Genomic DNA, 21,023 nt, shown 5'->3' with positions numbered 1-21,023 from the left:
CGTCGTCGTGTGCGGGGCGTGTCGTGCGGGCGGTGCGTGGACTGCATCCCTGACATCACCCGCTCCCGGGCCCACCCCACCTGACATCATGGCCCCATGAGCCGATCGACATTCACCACGCACACCGCCCACGTCAACGACACCGAGCTGGCCTACACGGACGAGGGCCGGGGCGAGTCCGTCGTGCTGCTGCACGGCCACGCGTACGACCGCTCCATGTGGGACGGGCAGGTCACGACTCTCGCGGAGCAGGGTTGGCGCGTGATCGCCCCGGACCTGCGCGGGTTCGGCGAGTCCCAGGTCACCGAGGGGATCGTGTACACCGAGGAGTTCGCCGCGGACATCGTCGCGCTGCTGGACGAGCTCGGCCTGGAGACCGTGATCCTGTTGGGCTTCTCGATGTCCGGGCAGGTGGCCATGCAGATCGCCGCGTCGTACCCCGAACGGGTGAGCGCGCTGATCATCAACGACACGGTGCCCACGTCCGAGGACGCGGCGGGGCGGCGTCGTCGTCATGTGGCGGCGGACGGGATCGTGCGGGACGGCATGGAGACCTACGCGCAGAACGTGCTGTCCAAGATGATCGCGGAGGAGAACGTGGAGCGGCTGCCGGAGGTCTCCGAGCGCGTGCGTGAGATGATCCGGACCGCCCCGCTCGAGGGCTCCACCGCGGCCATGCGCGGGCGCGCCGAACGCAACGACTTCACCGAGACGCTGCGCGCGTGGGAGAAGCCCGCGCTCGTGATCGTGGGGGACTCGGACGCGTTCGACAACGGCGCGGGCCAGGCCATGAGCGAGCTGCTGCGCCACGGTGAGCTCGCGGTGGTCCCCGCGAGCGGGCACACGCCCAACATGGAGAACCCCTCGGAGTACGACGCCGCTCTGGGTGCCTTCCTCTCGCGCCTCGTCTGATCGGGCGGCTCGCGGGTGCCGCTCACGGGCGGAATGGCGGGCGAACATCTGAGTCCCGATAATGCCTCGGAATCGCGATCCGGGTGCTTTATCGGGGCATGGATGTACCCGGGGATGCCCGGCGCTCAGTTCCAGTTGTCGGCGAGCAACTCCATGGCTGTGAGGACGTCCGGTTGACGCGTGGCGGTGGGGGAGATCATCAGCTCGTCCGCATCAGCGTGTTCTGCGAACCGGTGCAGGTAGTCCACCACGGTGTCCGGGGTGCCCGCGCCGGTGTAACTGATCATGTGCAGGATCTGGGCGGCGGCGGGGGAGGCCATGACCATGTCCATCTCCTCGTCCGTGAAATCCCGGCCGCGGCCCACCATGGCCTTGACCCGGGAGCGCTGGGTCGCTTCCAGCTGACGGGCGGCGTCCTGCGCGTCCTCGGAAATGATCACGTTCACCGCGGCGATCACGTACGGCTCCGCGAGCTGTTCGGACGGCTGGAACTGGGATCGATAAGCGGCCACGGCGTCCACGAGGGCGTCCGGCGCGAAGTGCGATGCGAAAGCATAGGGCAGCCCGTAGGCCGCGGCCAACTGGGCCCCGAACAGGGACGAGCCCAGGATCGTCAGCGGCACGTCGGTCCCCGCACCCGGCATCGCCTGCACGCCCGGGATGAGTGAGTTGCCGGTCAGGTAGCCCCGCAGTTCCTTGACGTCCTGGGGGAAGCTCTCGGCGGATTCGGGGGAACGACGCAGTGCGCGCAGCGTGCGCGGATCCGTCCCCGGGGCGCGGCCGAGCCCCAGGTCGATCCGGCCGGGATGCAGCTCCGCGAGGGTGCCGAACTGTTCCGCGATCGTGAGCGGGGAGTGATTGGGCAGCATGACGCCGCCCGAACCGAGCCGGATGCGTTCCGTGTGCGCGGCCACGTGAGCGATCAACACTGCCGGTGCGGAGGACGCGATCGTGGGCATGTTGTGGTGCTCCGCGTACCAGACCCGCGTGTATCCCAACCGCTCCGCGTGCCGGGCAAGGGTCACGGAATCCGCGAAACTCTCACCCACCGATTGGTTCTCGCGCACGGTGGCGAAGTCGATGACCGATAGGGGCAGTGCCATGAATGAAACCCTTTCCAGAGAAAACTTGCTGTAGGAATAACGGGCTCACGGGGCCCGATATTCCGCGGGCCGCTGCTCTCCCGGGTGTGCTGAACGGGTTGCTCGGGGTGGGAGGGGATGAGCGGGGGAGCGGGATGAGGGAGCGCCTACCGGCAGACTCGGGGCCACCACCGGACCCGGACTTGCCGGTTCAGTTCTCGGGGCGCCCTGCTCGGATCGTCCCAGCCGGCGCCTGGCGGCGCGCGTTGTGGGTGTCGGGGGTCGGTCATAAGCTCACGGGCATGGCCGAGTACGAGGTCACTGAGCTGTTCACCGTCCCCCGCGAGCCCACCGTGCTCGCGCCCGGGGCCGTGCACGTTCCCGATTGGCTCCCCGTCGCCCGGCAGCACGATCTCGTGGCCGCGTGCCGTGACTGGGTGCGCTCGGCCCCCATGCGTCACCAGGTGATGCCGGGCGGCGGTCGGATGTCCGTGCAGTCGGTCATGCTCGGCGCGAATCGGACCCCCTACCGCTACGGGGCCACCGGGGGAGCGGAGGTCGCGGCCCTGCCGGACTGGCTCGTGGACCTGGGTGCGCGGGCCGTGGCGGACGCGTACGGGGTGGTGGACGCGGGAGATGTGGGCGTCCCCGAAGTCGAGGACGTCGTCCGCGGTTTCGTCCCCGACTCCGCGCTGGTCAACTACTACGACGGCGCCGCGCACATGGGGATGCACCAGGACAAGGACGAGTTCTCGGCGGCGCCCATCGTGTCCCTGTCCCTGGGGGACACATGCACGTTCCGCTTCGGCAACACCGAGACCCGCACGGCTCCGTACCGGGACGTGGAACTGCGCTCGGGGGACCTGTTCGTGTTCGGCGGACCCTCCCGGTACGCGTTCCACGGCGTGCCCAAAGTGTTCCCCGGCACGGGTGGCCTGCACCTGGGGTTGAAGAACGGCGGGCGGTTGAACATCACGCTACGCATGACGGGTGGACACCGGCGAGCGCGCTGACGTGCTGAGAGCGACCCCGTCTGTCGGCAGACGGGGTCGGGCGCCCCGCTCGAACGCGAGGGTCTGCGCGCGGCTCGGCCACGAGAACCGGTGCCCCGCTCGGACCCGGGGCCGCGACGGGCGCGATGACACACTGGGGTCATGCAGAACGAGACCCTGGATCCCAGCCCCACGGACGTGCAGGTGGAGCGCTATCGCACCCTGGCCGCCGATCACGCGGTGGGGGTGGGCGTGGTGTGCTCGCGCTACCGGGGCAAGGACCACGCGATCACCGTCACGGCGTTCGCGGACGTCTCCTACGATCCGCCCACCATGCTCGTGTGCCTGTACGACATGGGGCGGATGTGCGAGGCCGTGGAGGGCTCCGGATCCTGGGCCCTGTCCCTGCTGAACGCGGATCAGCGCTCCGTGGCGAATTGGCTCGCGAGTCCGGGCAACCCCGTGGACGGACTGCTGGACACCGTCCCGTTCCACCGCACCGAGCGCACGGGGACGCCTGTGATCGACGGGTGCCTGAGCTGGTTCGAGCTGGACACCGTGTCCACCCACACCGCGGCAACCCACCTGGTGGTCGTGGGGCGTGTCACGGCCATGGGCCGAGGGGTGGACGCGGGTGCCGCGGACCGTCCCCTGATCCATTTCGCGAGGGAGTACAAGAGCATCGGGTGATCCCGGCCGCGGGTGGGCGTACGGTGAGAAGTGGGGGATCGCTCGTCGCACGGTGCGCAGCGGTGGTGTCCCCCCAATGTGACGTCTCATTGCGCCGTGTGGCCCAGAATGTGGACTACGAAACCATGTGTTGGACATGAGATGCCTGGCAGGATTTAGCCTGTCCGGATAACGGCGGCCGGACCGCCGATCCGGGAACACAGCCGTGTGAGAGGACCCACCATGCCGGACCGCGTCAGCCAGAACACCTCAGCCGATCCCGAGACCCCCGACCCCGGCCAGGGGTTGGACGGTGTCCCGGCATCCGGGGGTGAGGCAGAACGGGTCGCCGCACATGCCGTGGACCTCGTGGCCCCCACGGAGGCGCTGCACAGCGATCCGCGCCTGACGGAAGGGTTCAAGTCCGCGTTCGGTCAGCATCCTGCGGGCATCGCGATCATCACGGTCGCCGGGCCGGAAGGCCCCGTGGGCCTCACGGCGTCCTCCGTCTCCTCCATCTCCGCCGACCCCCCGATCCTCGGCTTCTCGCTGCAGGCCAAGCGCGGTTCGGCGGCCGTCGTGGCAACGGCCGATTCCTTCGTGGTGCATTTCCTGGATTCGGACAACGTGGAACTCGCACGTTCCTTCGCCATTTCGGGTGCACCCCGTTTCGGGGACGACATGGAGTGGACCACGCTGTCCACAGGCGAGCCCCGCTTGCTCGGGGTGCGCCGCGTGCTGCGGGCCATCCCGCTCGCGCGGATCAAGGCCGGGCCGGCGCTCGTGTTCAATGCCGCCGTCGTGGAGGTCCTGGGTGAAGAGGGCTCGGGCAGCCCGCTTGTGTACCACCAGCGGCAGTTCCACGGCCTCAGCAACAGCTCGGTGCTGGACCTGCACCTCTGACGGGCGGGCCTTCGCTGTGCCGTGTGTGACGCTGTTCACCCAAAGTTTTCTCCAGAATAGGTTGACGCATCAAACAGCGGATCGTAAATTAGTTTCCGAATCAACTAATTGGGCCGCCCGACGACGGCCCGCCCGATGCCAAGGAGAAACGAATGGCCACGCTCGAAGGTATGACCCCCGGAACCTGGACCCTGGACCCCGCCCACACGGAGGTCGCGTTCTCCGTCCGCCACGCAGGTATCTCCAAGGTGCGCGGTGTGTTCAGCGACGTCTCCGGTGAGCTCAACGTGGCCGAGGACGCTTCGCAGTCCAACGGCCAGGTGGCCGTGGGGATGAACTCCGTGGACACCAAGAACGAGACCCGCGACAACCACGTGCGCTCGGCCGAGTTCTTCGACGTGGAGAACCACCCGCAGATGACCTACAAGATCACCGGCCTGGAGCTCAACGACGGTGAGGGCACCGTGACCGGCGAGCTCACCCTGCGTGGCGTGACCAAGCCCGTGAAGCTAGACGCCGAGTTCAACGGCGTGGCCGTGGACGCCTTCGGCACCACCCGCGCGGGCTTCACCGCCTCCACCTCGATCTCCCGCAAGGAGTTCAACGTGACCTGGAACGCCGCCCTCGAGGCCGGCGGGGTCATGGTCTCCGACAAGGTGCGCATCGACCTGGACGTGGAGTTCACCGCTCCGGAGTCCGCCAACTGAACGACTCGCACCTGAGCATCTCGCGCCCGAGCGACTCGCTCCCCGCGTGAACAGTGCCCCACCGGTTGTCCGACCGATGGGGCACTTGCGTTCCGCGGGGCAGGAGCGCGGCTAGCGCAACGACTGCACGATGAAGTAGATCAGCGGCACGAGCACGAGTCCCACGAGCGCGATGCGCCGCACCCGCACCTCCATACGCGCGGGGTTGATCCGGTACCCCTCGCGGCGGGTTCCGTTCGCGCCTCGGCGCGACGACGCCTCGGACAGGGGTCCCGGAGCGGCGTCGTCGTCCGGGAAGTTCCGATCGGGGGGCCCGCCGCCCCGCCCGTCATCGGGTGACGAGGGGTGAGGGGAAGTGTTCACGAGGCCTCCTGCGGGGCGCGAGTGCGGATCGGTGGCAGGGTCAACGCCATCTGGTGGTCATGATGAGCCCCGCCAGCATGAACCCGAGCCCGATCACCAGATTCCACACGCTGATCCCGGGGATGGGCACCATGCCCTGGAACAGGTAGTAGGTGATGATCCACAACAGCCCCAGGATCATCAACCCGATCATGACCACCTTGTACCACAGCGGCGTGGGCTGGTAGTCGGTGGACCGGCGCTCGCGCTTCTCCGCCTTGGCGGCCTTCGCCGCACGACGTCGCTCGTCCCGCTGCAGCTTCTTGCGCGCCGCGGGCGTCTCCGCGTCCTCGCTCGTATCGGACGTGCCGACGCCCGGCTCGTCGGTGGACCCGGCCTCGCCGGACGCGTCCGCTCCGGACGTACCGGCCCGGGCCCCCTTCATGCCGGATTCGTTCGCTACAGCGGACACGGATGCCGCGGCCGCCCGCTTCTTCCCTGCCCGGCTCTTACCGACGGACGTCGTCTTGCCAGCGGGCACAGCCGGGTCACCGGACGCATCCCCGGTACCGGGCGCAGCGGCGTCGTCGGCGAGACCGTGGTCGGTCGCCGCATCCTTGGTGGAGACGGCCGAGGACCCGGATTTGCGCGCGGCAGAACGCTCGAAGGACGCGGCGGCGCTGTTGCGGGGAAGGATCTCCGCCGCGAGGGCGGCGAGTTCGCGGTCCCGTTCCGTGAGGGCGAAGTCCTGTGTGTCGTCCTGCGACTTACGGGATCGACCGAAGCGCTTCTTGGGCTCAGACACTGGCGTTCTTTCCTCCTGCTGCGTGGGCACCACGTCCGGGCGTGGCCCGGGGGTGGGCTCGCGGCCGTGGCGGCCCGCGGGTGCGGCGGGGACCGGTTCCTGCCGCGAGATCGGCGTTCAGTCTATCCGCCCGAGCGGGCGTAGACTGGCGCGAGTTCTGTCAATTGGTGAACGCGCAGGAGTTCTTGAGTGTCTGTGAAGATTCTCGTCGTGGATAACTACGACAGCTTTGTCTATACCTTGGTGGGGTATCTGCAGCAATTGGGGGCCCAGACGACCGTGGTGCGCAACGACGACCTGGACGTCGCCGCGGCCACCGCTCTCGCCGGTGAACACCAGGGTGTCCTGCTGTCCCCCGGCCCCGGTGCCCCCGCGGAGGCCGGCGTGTGCGCGGACCTGATCCGCTGGGCGGAGCACACCAGGACACCGTTGCTCGGCGTGTGCCTGGGCCACCAGGCGCTCGGTGAGGTCTACGGCGCTCGCGTGGGCCACGCCCAACAGCTCATGCACGGCAAGACGTCCCAGTTGGTGCACCACGGGGACAGCGTCTTCGCCTCGGTCCCGTCGCCGTTCACCGCGACCCGGTACCACTCGCTCGCCGTGGCCGCGGACACCGTCCCGGACTGCCTCGAGGTCACCGCGACCACCGACGACGGGCAGGTGGTCATGGGGCTCAAGCACCGCTCCGCCCCGCTGCACGGTGTGCAGTTCCACCCAGAGTCCGTGCTCACGGAGGGTGGCTACCTCATGCTCGGCAACTGGCTCGAGGAAGTGGGCCAGCACGGTGCCGCCGCAGCGGCCGCGGGGTTGTCCCCGCTCATGACCGCCTGAGAACCAGTTCCGTCAGAGGCACCCGGACCGCACACTCCGTCGGAGCGAGGTCCGTCGAAGCAGGGCCCCGCACAGTAAGGCCCGGCCGATCTCAGCCGTCGCCCCCGCGGGATGCGGTGGGGCGACTCGTGGGCTGGGGCTGCGCGGGCTGGGGCTGCGTGGGTTGGGGTGCGGCATCCGTGGGTTCGGCGGGAGTCGTGGGTTCCGCCGTGGGCTCGTCCTCGTTCGTCGGGGACGGGGTGGGGCTCGGCGTGGGCGTCACCTTCCGGGCCACCGTGAGCGTGATCGTGGACCCCTGGCTCACGGAGGACCCCGCGGGAGCGGACTGCCGCAGCACCGTGCCAGCCTCAGCATCCTCGGTCTCGCGGATCTCCACGTCGTAGTTGAGCCGCACGTCGTCCGCCCGCAAGGCCTGTTCGGCCTCCGCGCGGCTGCGGCCGACGACGTCCGGGACCGTGACCTTGCCCGTGGACACCTGCAGTTTGACCGCGCTGTCCCGGGCCACCGAGACGCCCTGTCCGGGATCGGTCGAGAGCACCACGTTGTGGGGCGCGGTGGCGCTGTTGACCGTGCTGACCGGGCCCGCCGTGAGGCCGGCCTGCTGCAGGGACTGGCGGGCGTAGTCCAAGGATTGGCCCACGAGATCGTTGGGCACGGTCACGTTCTCGGGCCCCTCGGAGACCACGACGGCCACCGAGGACCCCTGGTCCACCTGGGTCCCCGCGGCGGGGCTCATGCTGATCACGTGCTTGTCCGGCACGCTGTCACTGTGCTGCGTGGTGAACGTGGGGTTCAGCCCCGCGTCCCGCAGGGTGTTCTCCGCCGTGGTGCTGTCCATCCCCGTGACCTGGGGGACGCTCACCTGCGCGACCTGTTCGACCTGCTGGTCCTGCCACCACCGCACGCCCAGCACGGTTCCGCCGACCAGCAGCGCGAGCACGAGCAGCAGCACCACGGGCACCACCCACAGGGGCCTGCGACGGCGCCGTTCGTACGGCGCGGAGGCGGACGCGGGGGCGGCGACGGGCGCTGGGTCGTCGGCCGCGGCGTCGTCGTCGAACCTGCCGTACTGTGCGGAGACGGTGGGCTCGGCATCCTCGCTGCGCCCCGCGGCGGTCACGGCGGCGGCCGGGGCACCGGCACCCACCGCGGGCAGGGTCTTGGTGTGGGAATCGACGGTGTGGGTGACGTCGATGGGCTGTGTGGCCCCGAGATTGCCGGGCAGTTGCCCGCCCAGTTCACGCAGGGCCCGGCGCATCTGCCCGGCGTCCGCGAACCGGTCCCGCGGGTCCTTGGCGAGGGCGCGCTCCATGAACCGGTCCACGGCGGGCGGCAACTGCGGGTTCACCGCCGACGGCGCGGGCGGCGCGTCCCGCACGTGCTGCGCGGCGATCGCCACGGAGGATTCCCCCACGAACGGCGCGCGCCCGGTCAGCAACTCGAAGAGCACGCACGCGGCGGAGTACAGGTCCGAGCGGGGATCCACCGCGGCCCCGCTGGCCTGTTCGGGGGAAAGGTACTGTGCGGTGCCGAGCACCGCCTGGGACTGGGTCAGCGCGGCCTGCGTGTCCTCCACGGCGCGCGCGATCCCGAAGTCCATGACCTTGACGCTGCCGTCCGGGGTGACCTTGACGTTGGCGGGTTTGATGTCCCGGTGCACGATCCCCGCGCGGTGGCTGAAGGACAGGGCGTCCATGATGCCGAGCATGTACTCGATGGCCTGTTCCGGAGTGACCCCCGGCCCGTGCATGAGTTCCCGCAGTGTGCGCCCGGGGACGTATTCCATGACGATGTAGGGGCGCAGGACACCGTCCGGGCCCTGGGGGCGGATCTCCCCGGTGTCGTAGATGGCCACGATCGAGTGGTGGTTGAGGGACGCCACGGCGTGGGCCTCGCGCTGGAACCGCTCGTGGAACGTCTCGTCCGCGGCCAGTTCCGGACGCAGGATCTTGATCGCCACGCGGCGGCCCAGACGCACGTCCTGTCCCACGTGCACCGTGGCCATGCCACCGCGGCCGATGACCTCACCGACCTCATACCGGTCGTTGATCAGATCCGGCAGTCCCGACGTCCCCATGCGTGTCAGCCGCCCGCGCCGCTGCCGGGAGCGCTCGGAGCCGCGAGCGCCCCGTCACCGGTGCCCTGCACGGGGTTGGACTGCCCCGATCCTGCCTCGGTGCGGGCGCTCTGATCCGTGGTCCCCTGGGCGCCGGTGTCCGCCTGGGTGTTCGCTCCGTTCTGGCCGGTCTCCCCGGCGCCGTTGGTGGCTCCGTTACCGGCCCCGCCGTTGTCCGCGCCGCCGCCATTACCGGCGCCATTGCCCCCGCCGTTGGTGGGAGCGGGCTGAGCGGTCTGCTGCGGTGCCTGGGTGTTCTGGTTCTGCTCGGGCTGTTGCTGCGGTGACTGCGTGGAACCGGTGCCCCCGGTCCCGGCGCCCGAGGTCGTCTGGGCACCCGGGGTCCACGCGACGTACATCACCACGGTGGAACCGACCTTCACCCGCGAACCGGCCGCGGGTTCCACGGAGACCACGGTGTTCTCCGCCTGACCCGTGCCCTGCTGCAGCCGCTTGTCCACGTTCACGCCCATGGCGGTGATCTCGGAGGCGACCTGGTCCGCGTCGCGGCCCACCATGTTGGCGGGCAACACCACGGTGTTCGCGGTGGGGCTCACGGTGGAGGACGTGACGGTGCCCGGTGCGGGGGAGCCGGAATCGTCCCGCGAGGAGAAGAAGTACACCCCGGCCACGGCCAGGGCCACCAGAAGTGCGAGCAGCGGCAACAACCACGCCCACACGGACGTCTTGCGCCGCTCACCCTGCGGGGTGGAACCGCGCTGCGAGCTCGGTGGCCGGTTCACGGTGTCGAACTGTGCGGTAGAGGGGTGGGCACTGTACTTGGGGTCCGGCTGGGCCGCGGCCGCGGCCGAACCGGTCACTCCCGCGGCGGCCGTCCCGGACATGGGCCGGGTGCTCGGTCCCGAGACCGGTGCGATGGCCTCGGTGGGCTGCTCGTCGGAGAAGTCCTGGGACAGGAACGGCTGCATCCCCGGGACCATCGTGACCGCGGCCGTGACGTCCCCGCGGCGCAGCGCATCCACGGCGTTGGCGAGCTTGCCCGCGTTCTCCGGGCGTTCCTCCGGGTCCTTGGCGAGCATGGACATGATGAGGGCGCGCACCGGGTCCGGGATGGAGTCCGGCAGCGCGGGAGGGTTGTCGTTGACCTGGGCCAGGGCGATCGCGATCTGGGATTCCCCCGTGAAGGGGCGCCGGCCGGCGAGCAGTTCGTAGCCGATGATCCCCAGGGAGTAGATGTCCGAGGAGCCCGTGGCGGTCTGACCGGTGGCCTGCTCGGGGGCCAGGTACTGGGCCGTGCCCATGACCTGGCCGGTGGCCGTGAGCGGCACCTGGTCCGCCAGCCGGGCGATGCCGAAGTCGGTGACCTTGACGCGGTTGTCCGGGGTGATGATCAGGTTGCCGGGCTTCACGTCCCGGTGCACGAGCCCTTGCGCGTGCGCGGCGGCCAGGGCGCGGGCGGTCTGGCCGATGTAGTTCAAGACCGTGTCCGGGTCCAACGACTTCTGCCGGTCGATGATGTTGGACAGCGGTTCGCCGGGCACGAGTTCCATGACCAGGAACGCGGAGCCCTCGTCCTCGCCGTAGTCGAAGACGTTGGCCACACCCGGGTGGTTGAGCAGGGCGGTGTGACGGGCCTCCGCCCGGAAACGCTGCAGGAACGTGGGATCCCCGTTGTACTCGTCCTTGAGGATCTTCACCGCGACGATCCGACCCAGGACCTGATCCTTGGCCTTCCACACCTCGCCCATGCCGCCGATGGCAATTCGTTCCGTCAGGGCGTAACGACCGCCCAGGGTGGTGTTCGACGATGGTCTCACTTGTTCAACACCGCCTCGAAGAGTTGCCGTGCACTGGGGCTGGTCAGGGAAGACCCTGTGGTGACGTCCACGTCCTCGACCACCACGGCCACCGCCAACTGGGGGTCGTCGGCGGGCGCGAATCCAGTGAACCACGAATCGTTCAATCCGTCCCTGCCGATCTCCGCCGTGCCGGTCTTCCCGGCCACCTGCACGCCGGGCACGGCCGCGCCGGACGCGATGCCGTTACTGACCACGGAGGTCATCAGGTCCTTGACGGTGCGCGCGGTCTCCGCGTCCGTGGAGCGGCGCAGCTGCTCGGCCTGGAACTGGTCGATCACGGACAGGTCCGAGGAGCGCACGGTCTTGATGAGGCTGGGACGCATCATCACACCGTCGTTGGCTATAGCCGCGGAGGCCATGGCCACCTGCAGCGGGGTGGTGCGGACGTCGTACTGTCCGATCGAGGACAGGGCGAGCTGGGCCTGGTTCATGTCCTCGGGGAACACGGACGGGGTGACCTGCAGCGGGATGTCCAGGTTCTGGCCGTAGCCGAAGTTCTGCGCGGTCTGGCGGATCTTGTCCTGGCCCAGGTCCATGGCGATGTGCGCGAACGGGGTGTTGCAGGACTGCTCGAGCGCGAAGCGCAGGTCCACCTGGGAGCGCGCGGCACACCCGCCCTGGCGGTAGTTGGGCAGGCTAACTGTCGTGTCCGGGAGCGGGAGCTCGTTGGGGTTCGGCAGCGTGGTGTCGGTCGTGTACTTTCCGGACTCCAGCGCGGCCACGGTGTCGATGATCTTGAACGTGGAACCGGGGGAGTACAGGTCCCCGCTGATCGCGCGGTTCACGAGCGGCTTGTCCGGGTCCGCGTTCAGGGACTGGGCTGCGGCGACCACCTGGTTCGTGTCGTGCGAGGACAGGGCGTTCGCGTCGTAGCTCTTGCGGGAGACCATGGCCTTGATCTCGCCGGTCTTGGGGTCCACGGCCACGATGGAGCCGTTGTGACCCTCCAGTGCGTTGTACGCGATGCGCTGCAGCTCGGGGTCCAGGGTCAGCTCCACCGAGGCGCCCTTGGGTTGGTTCCCGGAGAACAGGGACACCACGCGGTCGTAGAACTGGTCGTCGGACGCGCCCGAGAGCTGGTCACCCATGGCGGATTCGAGTCCCGTGGCCCCGTAGACCAGGGAGAAGTACCCGGTGAGGTTCGCGTACAGGGGGGAGTCCGAATAGACGCGCTGGTGCGCGAAGTCGCCGTCCGCGGGCACGGAGCGAGCGATCTCCTTCCCGCCCACGAGGATCGAGCCGCGGTCCCGGCCGAACTGTTCATACAGCGTGCGGTTGTTCCACGGGTTGGCCTGGAGGGCGTTGGCCGCGAAGAACTGCACGTACGTCAGTGTCAGTAGTAGCACCACCATGATGGCCACGGCCATGAGCCACATGCGCCGGATCGCCTTGTTCACCGGGTCCCCCCTTCCTGATCGTGCGCGTTGCCACCGGATGCGCCGCGTTCACCGGACGACGACGCCGCGTCACCCCCGGTGCGGTCGCTCCGGGAGGCGCGCGTGGCACCGTAGCCGGCGAAACCGCTCGAGCGATGCGTGATCCGCGAGATCGCCTCGGTCGCGGATGCCGATTCCGCCGCGCCCGGGGACGCCGCGGCGTCGTGGGATACGGACGTGGTCCGCGACAGCGACGGGGTGGGCTCCGTGGCCGGCTCCCGGCCCGGGGCGGCGTCGGCGCCGTCGGTGCGGGTGCGCTCGTCGTCGCGGCGTTCCTCGCGGGCGCGGAGGCGGCGCTCGAAGGTCGCGAGGTCCTCGTCCGTGGCGGGGCCGGTGACCACGGGGCGCCGCGCGCTGTGGGAGATGGCCAGCAGGATCGCCACGATGATCCAGTTGGACAGCAGGGACGAGCCACCGGCGGACATGAACGGGGTGGTCAGACCGGTCAGCGGCAGCAACCGCGTGACACCGCCGATCACCACGAGCAACTGCAGCACCATGAGCGAGGACAGGCCCGCGGCCAACAGCTTGCCGAACGCATCACGGGTACCCAGGGCCGCGCGCAACCCGCGGGTCGCGAAGAGCAGGAACATCACCAGGATCGCGCCGAGCCCGATCAGCCCGAGCTCCTCACCGAACGCCGTGATGATCATGTCCGAATTGGAATAGGAGACCAGGTCCGGGCGCCCCTGGCCCAGGCCCTGACCGAACAGTCCGCCGGAGGCCAGACCGAACAGTCCCTGCACGATCTGCGCCGAGCCACCGGGGGAGCGGTTGTAGACGTCCGGGTTGAAGGCGTCCAGCCACGCGTCCAGGCGCAGGGCCACGTGGGAGAACATGCGGCTCGCGGCGAAACCTCCCACGGCCATGAGCAGCACGCCCAACACGATCCAGCCCAGGCGTCCCGTGGCCAGGTAGACCATGGCCAGGAACAGGCCGAAGAACATGATGGCGGTACCCATGTCCTTCTGCAGCACCAGCACGCCGATCGCGATCACCCACGCCGCGAGCATGGGGGCGATGTCCCGGAACCGCGGCAGGCGCACGGGGCCGATCTTGCGCCCAGCCAGCAGGATCAGGTCCCGGTTGGTCGAGAGGTAGCCCGCGAAGAAGATGGCCAGCGTGATCTTGGCGATCTCACCGGGCTGGAACGTTCGCCCGGCCACCGAGATCCACAGTCGGGCGCCGTTGATCTCCACGCCGAGGCCCGGGATCATGGGCAGCAGCAGGAGCACGGCGGAGAGCAGCAACATGATGTACGTGACGTTGCGCAGTCGCCGGTGGTCCTTGAGCAACCACAGCACCACGCAGCACGCGAGCATGGCCACGCCGGTCCACACCACCTGGGTGTTGGCGGCACTCTGGTTGGTGGACAGGTCGATGCGGTGGATCATCGCCAGCCCGAGCCCGTTGAGCGCCACGGCCAGCGGGAGCAGGTAGGGGTCCGCGTAGCGCGCCCGGATCCACAGCACCACGTGCACCAGCAGGGCGCCCACGCCCAGCACGGTACCGCTCATGATGATGTGGCGGGGATCCGCTTGGGCGCGTTCGGGATCCACCAGGATGTTGGCGCTCACGCCGATCGCCAGGGCCACGAGCAGCAACAGTAACTCGGTGATCCGCCGCGGCCTGGGGCGCACGGGAGCCTCTGTGCCGCGCTCGGGCGCGGCGTTCACGGTCGAACTCATCGGTTCTCACCCCCGGGGGACGTGCGCGGGGTGGCCGAGCCACTCGGCGACGCGCTCGCGGACGGGTTCGGTGTGGGGGTCGTGACCGTCACCCGGCCCGTGGGGCGGGGTTCGGGTCCGCGCGAGGACTCCAGGTCCGCGACGATCTGTTCGGCCTCCTCGCGGCTGCCCGCGGGGATCGTGGCGCGCACGCGGTCCTGCGCGTACTGGGACAGGGAGTCCACGGGGATCTCGGTGGTCGCGCTCAACTCGCTCAGCGAAATGGGACCCAGGGACTGCGAGACCCCCTGGAACACGGCCACGTGACCCCGGTCCTCACCCACGTAGTACTGGGACGAGGTCCACGCGCGCGCACCCCACCCGCCGAGCAGCAGCGCGAGGGCGAGCACGACGACACCCACGATCCACGCCGCACGACGGCGCTTGGTCCCGCGCGCGGGGTCGTCACCCTTGCGACGCAACAGGCTGCGTACCTCGGCGGGATCGGTGGTCACGTCCAGCGTGGAGGTCGCGAGCATCGTGGCGCGGCGCTGGATCGCCGAATCCGAGACGGTAGGGATACGCCCCGTCTGGGTCGCGTTCGCCGCGGCACCCACGAGCAGGTGGGGACGCTCGGCCAGGTCCCGGCGCAGCACGGAGGCCGAGGACTGGGTGGGCTGCGATGTGGTGTGGGGGTAGCCGGGTTCGCGATAGTCGGTGCCGCCGCCGGCCACGGGGGAGTCCATGGGTCCGTCCCAGTGCTCCACCTCGGACTCGCTCATGAGTTGCTCGTCCGACGTGCGGGACTGATCCGGTACGGCCCCCTGGCTCTCCCCGGTCATGGGGTGGGCCTCGCTGCCCTGGGGGATCTCGTCCACCTGCACCACAACCACGGTCACGTTGTCCGGGGCCCCGCGGTCCAGGGTCAGTTCCACGAGGGAGTTCACGATCTGGTTCAGATCCCCCGTGGAGCGCATCACGTTCTCGATGGTCTGAGCGTTCACCACCGCGTTGAGGCCGTCGGAGCACAGCAACCAGCGCTCGCCCACGGCCGGGCGCACGGTGCGCACCTCGAGTTCGGGGGAGGCGTCCACGTCACCGAGCACCCGCATGAGCACGTTCTTGTGGGGGTGGGTCTCGGCCTCCTCGGGCTGCAACCGGCCCTCGTCGATCAGCCGCTGGACGAACGTGTGGTCGGTAGTGACCTGCTCGAAACCCTCGGCCTCGGACAACCGGTACGCGCGGGAATCCCCGATGTGCGCCACGCAGATCACGTCCCCGTCGATCAGCAGGGACGTCACGGTGGTGCCCATCCCGCCCAACCGTGGATTGGACTGCACGAGTTTCGCGAGGTTCTGGTTGGCGTTCTGGATCTCGTCCGCGAGCACGGTCTCGGCGTCACCGTCGTAACCGGCGTGGTCCAGGTGGGTCAGGTCGATCACCGCGGAGGCCGAGGCGACGTCACCCCCCACGTGACCACCCATCCCGTCCGCGACGACGGCCAGGTAGCGGCCGGCGTAGGCGGAGTCGTCGTTCTTGGAACGGGCCCGGCCCACGTCGGAGCGAGCAGCATATCGGAAAGCAATGGGCATGGGCTACGGCCTCAGTTCCATCACGGTGCGCCCCACCCGGAACCGGGCACCCGGGTCCACCACGGTGGCGCGGGACAGTCGCTGGTCCTGCAGGTAGGTGCCGTTCGTGGACCCGAGGTCCTCCAGGAACCACTTGGATCCCTGCGCGAACAGGCGGGCATGGCGCCCCGAGGCGTAGTCGTCCTCGAGCGGGATGGTGGCCTCTGCGGAACGGCCCAGCATCACGGGGGCCGATCCCAGTTGGAAGCTACGCCCGGCGAGCGGGCCGTCCACGACCACGAGCTGTTGCGCGCGCGTACGCGCACCCCCGGTGGTGGGGGCGGCGGGGCGGGGGTTCTGGGGTGCCTCCTGGCGGGGTTCCCGTGCGCGGGCGTCACGCAGTTTCTCGCGGCCACCGCGCACGGCCGCGCGGGCCTTGCCGCCCACGGTCAGGTCACGCGCCTGGGAGAAGACCACGGCGGCGATGAAGATCCACAGCAGCGCCAGGAATCCGTAGCGCAGCAGGGTCACGGTCAGTTCGGACACGTCAGCGCCTCTCCCTCGGGAGCATCAGTCGGAAGGTCAACCTGGTGCGCCCCACGGTGATCACGGAACCGTCCACGAGCTGGGCCCTGCCCTGGATCCGCTGGCCGTCTACATAGGAACCGTTCGTGGAACCGAGGTCCACAGCCAGGAAATGGTCCCCTTGGCGCCGGATTTCGAGGTGCTCGCGGGAGACCCCCGTGTCCTCCACGGTCACGTCCGCCTGCGCGGAGCGGCCCACGCTCACGCGGTCCGCGTTGAGCGTGAAACGTTCGGCGCCCACCTGGATCACGGGCACCGGTTGCAACCCGGCCTGGTCGTCGACCGGGTCGTGATAGCCGCCGGGAACGTGGCCCGCAGCGTTGTCGTCGGCCGAATGAGCGGCTTGGTCATCGCGCGGGCGGGCGTGCGGGGCGGGCGCCGGAGGTTGGGGTGCGCGCGCGGAGGTCCCGGCGTCCGCGGGAACCTCCGGTGTGCTTGTGCGCTCGAACGAGGACAGGATGTCGAAGTGGCCGGCCTCGAGTTCGGACTGGCGCGTGAAGCTCACGCGCACCGCGCCCTGCAGGGTATAGGCCTGCGAGCGCGCGTGGCGGATGACGACGTCGCACAGTTCCTCGGCCAGTTGGACGCCCCATTCCTGGGCCCGGGGGAAGTCGTCGTCGGAGAACTCCACGGTGAAGACGTTGGGTGCCATGGTGCGGCCCGCGGGAACGGTGAAGGACTCCTGGTCCAGTTCACGGCGCAGGGCGCTTGCGATCTCCACGGCCTCGACCCGCTTGCGAGAACCCGCGGTGAAGGCGGTGCGGACCACCTTCTCGATCCCGTTCTCCAGCCCGGTCCAGAAACCCATCCCGCCTCCTTCCTCGGTCAGCCAGTGGCGCTGCGCGGCGTGCGACCGCAGGGGGCGGCGGTACACACGGTCATGGACAGTGTTCAGAATAGTAGCCGGACAGGCTGAGTGGGCGGTGACAGCGCGCGTGATCCCGCTGGGAGCGCGCCCGGCCGGGCAGGACGCGGTGGCCGGCCCGGCGCGTCGCGGCGTACCGCGGTGCAGCGCGGGTGGTCAACACACTGCGACTTCTACCGACGGACCCTCGACCCGGTCCCCCGGGGCGGGCGATACTCGGGACCATGAAGCGACCCCAGAAGATCCTGACCCTCGGTTCCGCCGCACTGCTGAGCGCCTCGTTGCTCGTGGGCTGCGGGAACACCACCCAGAACCAGGCCCCCGCGCAGAACGACGCGACCCAGGGCGCCGGGGACGCCACCGCGGCGGCCACCGGCACCACGCAGGACGCGACCACGCCCGACGCGACCGGTGCATCCCCGTCCGACACCGCGTCCGCCACGGACAGCGCCTCGCCGTCCGAGAGCGCCTCGCCCATGAGCAGCGCGTCCGGCAGCGCGAGCCCGAGCGGTTCGGCGTCCGGCCCGGCCGTCAACGGCGGGCAGGCGGCCGCGCTGGCCGCCGTTGACTCCGCGCTGGCCCAGCACCAGGGTGGTGACGTGGTGGAGATCGACTACGACCGCCGCGCGGACAAGTTTGAGGTGGACCTGATCGCGGACGGTAACGCCCACCAGGTCACGGTGGACGGCACGGGCAAGAACGTCCAGGAGGACCGTGCGGACGGCCGCGCGGATGAGGACGACGTGGCCGAGCTGCGTGCCGCGTCCGTGGGCGCGAAGGACGCGATCAAGCGGGTCTTCGAGTCCGCCGAGTCCGAGTCGGGCACCAAGGTGCTGGACGAGGCCTCCCTGGACGAGGACGACGACGTCGTGCGCTGGGAAGTCGAGCTCGACATCGACAACCGGGACAAGGAGTACACGGTCAACGTGCAGAACGGCAGCGTCACCGCGCGCTGACGTCCCGGGGCGCCGCTTACATACCGTCTTGCCACCCACGCCTGTCGCTTCGTGGGGAGGAGGCGGGGGCGGATCACCGGGGACGCCCCTATGAGCCGCTGACCGAGCGCCCCGCTGCACACTGACAGCGGGGCGCTCGGTGATCGCGTCGTGACTGCGACGCCGTATCAGGGCAGCGACGCGGCCAGTTCCACGGCCTCACGGATCGCGCGTTTCGCGTCCAGTTCCGCCGCCACGTGCGCGCCGCCCACCACGTGCACGGGGCGCTCCCCGTTCTCTCCCGCGAGTTCCCGGGCGAGCTCGGCGCGGGGTTCCTGGCCCGCGCACAGCACCACGGTGTCCGCGGGGATGATCCGTTCGATCCGGTCCCCGGTGTCCGGGTGGCCGGTCTGCGACGCATCCCGCTGCGCGGGTGCCAGGACGTGCACGCCCTGTTCGTCGATCCGCACGTACTGCACCCCGGTTACGAACTCCACGTCCGCCATGCGCAGTTCGGCGCGGTGGATCCACCCCGTGGTGGTGCCCAGTCGCGCTCCGGGCTTACCGGCGCTGCGCTGCAGCAGGGTCACGTGCCGTCTCGGTTTCGACGGCGCCGGGGCGAGCAACCCGCCCCGCGCTTCCAGCGAGCGGTCCACTCCCCACTCGGTGTAGAAGTCGGAGTGCGGGTCGTGCGTGAGGAAGTGCGCGACGTCGAAACCGATCCCGCCGCCGCCGACGACCGCCACGCGCTCACCCACGGGGGCGCCGGCCAAGACGTCCTTGTACCCGAGCACCGTGGGGCCGTCCTCCCCGGGGATGCCGGGGACGCGCGGGGTCACGCCGGTGGCGACGACCACGCGGTCCGCGAAGGCCACGTCCTGCGCGGTGGCGGTGTGCCCCGTGCGCACGGTGACCCCCAGCTCGGCCAGGCGCGTGCTGAAGTAGCGCACGGTGTGGGCGTAGTCCTCCTTGCCCGGGATGCGCAGCGCCAACTGGAACTGGCCGCCCAACTCCGGTTGCTCCTCGAACAGGGTCACCCGGTGACCCCGCTGCGCCGCAGCCTCCGCGAAGGCCAGCCCGGCCGGTCCGGCACCCACCACCGCGATCCGCTCCGCGGTGCGCGTGGGGCCCAGCACCAGCTCGTCCTCGCGCATCGCGCGCGGGTTCACGAGGCATGACATGCGGCGGCCCGAGAAGGTGTGGTCCAGGCACGCCTGGTTGCATGCGATGCACGTGTTGATCTCCGCGGGGCGCTGCGCGCGGGCCTTGGCCACGAATTGCGGGTCCGCCAGGAACGGGCGGGCCAGGCACACGAGGTCTGCGTCCCCGCGTTCGATCACCGCTTCCCCGATTTCCGGGGTGTTGATCCGGTTGACCGCGGCCACGGGTAAGCTCAGGTGCTCGCGCAGTGCCCTGCTGACCCATGTGAACCCCGCGGGCGGCACGCTCGTGGCGATCGTGGGGATCCGGGCCTCGTGCCACCCGATCCCCGTGTTGATGATCGACGCCCCCGCGGCCTCGATCTCCCGGCCGAGCTCCAGGACCTGCGCGAACTGCTGGGCGTCCGGCACGAGGTCCAGCGCGGAGAGCCGGTACATGATGAGGAAGTCCGGGCCCGTGGCCTCGCGCACGCGCCGGACGATCTCGGTGGCGAACCGGCGGCGAGCGGCGTCGGACCCGCCGTACCGGTCGGTGCGCTCGTTCGTGTGGGCCACGAGGAACTCGTTGATCAGGTATCCCTCGGAGCCCATGATCTCCACGCCGTCGTAACCCGCGCGCTGCGCGAGGTGCGCGGCGTTCGCGAAGTCCTCGACCGTGCGCTCGACCTCCGCCGTACTCAGCTCGCGCGGCGTGACCTTGTTGATGGGAGCGCGGATGGCCGACGGCGCCACGGCATCTTCGTGCATCGCGTACCGTCCGCTGTGCATCAGCTGCAGTGCGATCAGCCCGCCCTCGCCATGTACCGCGTCCGTGACCGTGCGGTGGGGGCCCAGTTGGTCCTCGCGGCTGAGGTGCGCACCGCCGCGGCGGGCAGCGCCCTCCGGGTTGGGGGAGATCCCGCCCGTGACGATCAGCCCGGCGCCGCCGCGCACGCGTTCCACGTAGAACCGCGCGAGCTCGTGCTCACCGCCCGGGACCTCCTCGAGGCCGGTATGCATGGACCCCATGATCACGCGGTGGGGCAGGGTCAGCGACCCCACGCGCAGCGGGGACAGAAGATGGGGATAGGAACTCATCCGATACTCCAGGTCTCAGGTATTTCTTCCACCCTAGAGCCCGTGAGCTGGATCACCAATCCGACCGGGCCGTGGCAGCCACAACTGGACCACGGACCACGCCACCGCCGTGAGGGGGTACCGCCAGGGCGGCGCCCACGACGCCGTCCACGAGCGTGCCGAGCGCGATGCTCAGCAGCACCACGAGCGCGGCCCACGGTCCCGTGGTCACGAGGGCCACGAGAGCGGCCAGCGCTGCGGCGACAATCGGGCCCACGATGGGGATGAACGCTCCCAGGAACATGAGCATGGTCAGCGGGGTCGCGAGCGGCACACCGAGCAACCACAGCAGACCGCGATCGCGAGCATCTCGATCACCACCACCGCAGCGGTGCCCCGCATGTAACCACCCAGGATGCGCACGGTGTCCCGGTCGGTCCGGCGTAACTTCTCGGTGTGGCGCGGCGGGAACCAGTTCAGCAGGAAACCCCCGATCCGTTCGGCGTCCGCGGCGGGATGGGTCGAGGGGTCGGTTCAGGCGGAGTTCACAACCCGCATCCGGGCCGCTC

At 69.9% G+C, this 21,023-nt stretch carries 19 protein-coding genes; 7 read left to right on the top strand and 12 right to left on the bottom strand.

Features of this window, described 5'->3' with window-relative positions; translation table 11 throughout:
• The first annotated feature begins 96 nt into the window (after positions 1–96).
• Entirely contained in the window at positions 97–912 is an 816-nt protein-coding gene (locus HBK84_RS11210; protein ID WP_167318922.1) for an alpha/beta fold hydrolase, read from the top strand.
• Positions 913–1,037: 125 nt separating this feature from the next.
• Here the strand turns inward: HBK84_RS11210 and HBK84_RS11205 are convergent, their stop codons facing one another.
• A complete protein-coding gene (locus HBK84_RS11205) occupies positions 1,038–2,015 on the bottom strand; it encodes an LLM class flavin-dependent oxidoreductase (protein ID WP_167318921.1) in 978 nt (325 codons plus the stop codon).
• Positions 2,016–2,296: 281 nt separating this feature from the next.
• Between HBK84_RS11205 and HBK84_RS11200 the strand changes: the two genes are divergently transcribed.
• The 4 genes from HBK84_RS11200 to HBK84_RS11185 all read left to right on the top strand — a co-directional run bounded on the left by HBK84_RS11200 (position 2,297) and on the right by HBK84_RS11185 (position 5,265).
• A complete protein-coding gene (locus HBK84_RS11200) occupies positions 2,297–3,007 on the top strand; it encodes an alpha-ketoglutarate-dependent dioxygenase AlkB (protein ID WP_064845637.1) in 711 nt (236 codons plus the stop codon).
• Positions 3,008–3,148: 141 nt separating this feature from the next.
• Entirely contained in the window at positions 3,149–3,676 is a 528-nt protein-coding gene (locus tag HBK84_RS11195; protein ID WP_144998569.1) for a flavin reductase family protein, read from the top strand.
• 222 nt (positions 3,677–3,898) lie between these two features.
• Positions 3,899–4,558: a flavin reductase family protein gene (locus HBK84_RS11190; protein WP_183085804.1), complete on the top strand. Its 660-nt coding sequence runs from the start codon at positions 3,899–3,901 to the stop codon at positions 4,556–4,558.
• A gap of 152 nt (positions 4,559–4,710) precedes the next feature.
• Positions 4,711–5,265, top strand: a complete 555-nt coding sequence (locus HBK84_RS11185) for a YceI family protein (protein WP_167318920.1) — start codon at positions 4,711–4,713, stop codon at positions 5,263–5,265.
• 111 nt (positions 5,266–5,376) lie between these two features.
• Here the strand turns inward: HBK84_RS11185 and HBK84_RS11180 are convergent, their stop codons facing one another.
• Positions 5,377–5,628 carry a hypothetical protein gene (locus HBK84_RS11180; RefSeq protein ID WP_144998563.1) on the bottom strand — a complete coding sequence of 84 codons (252 nt, stop codon included), beginning with the start codon at positions 5,626–5,628 and terminating at the stop codon, positions 5,377–5,379.
• 40 nt (positions 5,629–5,668) lie between these two features.
• The gene (locus tag HBK84_RS12705; RefSeq protein WP_186317209.1) at positions 5,669–6,412 is read right to left on the bottom strand and encodes a cell division protein CrgA; all 744 of its coding nucleotides are present in this window, start codon (positions 6,410–6,412) and stop codon (positions 5,669–5,671) included.
• Between the two features lie 189 nt (positions 6,413–6,601).
• Between HBK84_RS12705 and HBK84_RS11170 the strand changes: the two genes are divergently transcribed.
• Positions 6,602–7,243 carry an aminodeoxychorismate/anthranilate synthase component II gene (locus HBK84_RS11170; protein ID WP_144998561.1) on the top strand — a complete coding sequence of 214 codons (642 nt, stop codon included), beginning with the start codon at positions 6,602–6,604 and terminating at the stop codon, positions 7,241–7,243.
• Between the two features lie 91 nt (positions 7,244–7,334).
• Here the strand turns inward: HBK84_RS11170 and pknB are convergent, their stop codons facing one another.
• The 7 genes from pknB to HBK84_RS11135 are packed head-to-tail and all read right to left on the bottom strand — an operon-like array spanning position 7,335 to position 17,246.
• Entirely contained in the window at positions 7,335–9,320 is a 1,986-nt protein-coding gene (gene pknB / locus HBK84_RS11165; protein ID WP_167318919.1) for a Stk1 family PASTA domain-containing Ser/Thr kinase, read from the bottom strand.
• A gap of 5 nt (positions 9,321–9,325) precedes the next feature.
• Entirely contained in the window at positions 9,326–11,137 is a 1,812-nt protein-coding gene (locus HBK84_RS11160) for a protein kinase (protein WP_144998555.1), read from the bottom strand.
• A complete protein-coding gene (locus HBK84_RS11155) occupies positions 11,134–12,576 on the bottom strand; it encodes a penicillin-binding protein 2 (RefSeq protein WP_064845630.1) in 1,443 nt (480 codons plus the stop codon). Before HBK84_RS11155 ends, HBK84_RS11160 begins: the two co-directional genes overlap by 4 nt.
• Positions 12,573–14,303 carry an FtsW/RodA/SpoVE family cell cycle protein gene (locus tag HBK84_RS11150; protein ID WP_144998549.1) on the bottom strand — a complete coding sequence of 577 codons (1,731 nt, stop codon included), beginning with the start codon at positions 14,301–14,303 and terminating at the stop codon, positions 12,573–12,575. The genes HBK84_RS11155 and HBK84_RS11150 overlap by 4 nt, the downstream gene beginning before the upstream one ends.
• Entirely contained in the window at positions 14,300–15,874 is a 1,575-nt protein-coding gene (locus tag HBK84_RS11145; RefSeq protein ID WP_144998546.1) for a PP2C family serine/threonine-protein phosphatase, read from the bottom strand. The genes HBK84_RS11150 and HBK84_RS11145 overlap by 4 nt, the downstream gene beginning before the upstream one ends.
• A gap of 3 nt (positions 15,875–15,877) precedes the next feature.
• Positions 15,878–16,399, bottom strand: a complete 522-nt coding sequence (locus tag HBK84_RS11140) for an FHA domain-containing protein (RefSeq protein ID WP_131333633.1) — start codon at positions 16,397–16,399, stop codon at positions 15,878–15,880.
• A gap of 1 nt (position 16,400) precedes the next feature.
• Complete coding sequence (locus HBK84_RS11135; protein WP_167318918.1) at positions 16,401–17,246, bottom strand: DUF3662 and FHA domain-containing protein; 846 nt, start codon at positions 17,244–17,246, stop codon at positions 16,401–16,403.
• A gap of 281 nt (positions 17,247–17,527) precedes the next feature.
• Here HBK84_RS11135 and HBK84_RS11130 point away from each other — a divergent pair, with 281 nt between their 5' ends.
• The gene (locus tag HBK84_RS11130) at positions 17,528–18,259 is read left to right on the top strand and encodes a hypothetical protein (RefSeq protein ID WP_167317864.1); all 732 of its coding nucleotides are present in this window, start codon (positions 17,528–17,530) and stop codon (positions 18,257–18,259) included.
• A 167-nt stretch (positions 18,260–18,426) separates the two neighbouring features.
• Here HBK84_RS11130 and HBK84_RS11125 read toward each other — a convergent pair whose 3' ends face one another.
• Positions 18,427–20,475: an NADPH-dependent 2,4-dienoyl-CoA reductase gene (locus tag HBK84_RS11125; protein WP_167318917.1), complete on the bottom strand. Its 2,049-nt coding sequence runs from the start codon at positions 20,473–20,475 to the stop codon at positions 18,427–18,429.
• A gap of 52 nt (positions 20,476–20,527) precedes the next feature.
• Complete coding sequence (locus tag HBK84_RS11120) at positions 20,528–20,788, bottom strand: hypothetical protein (RefSeq protein ID WP_240918993.1); 261 nt, start codon at positions 20,786–20,788, stop codon at positions 20,528–20,530.
• Between the last annotated feature and the right edge of the window lie 235 nt (positions 20,789–21,023).

Source organism: Kocuria sp. KD4 (assembly GCF_011769905.1).
GTDB lineage: Bacteria > Actinomycetota > Actinomycetes > Actinomycetales > Micrococcaceae > Kocuria > Kocuria marina.
The sequence above is the reverse complement of the archived record's forward strand: the minus strand, read 5'-3'. Positions and strand labels throughout refer to the sequence as shown.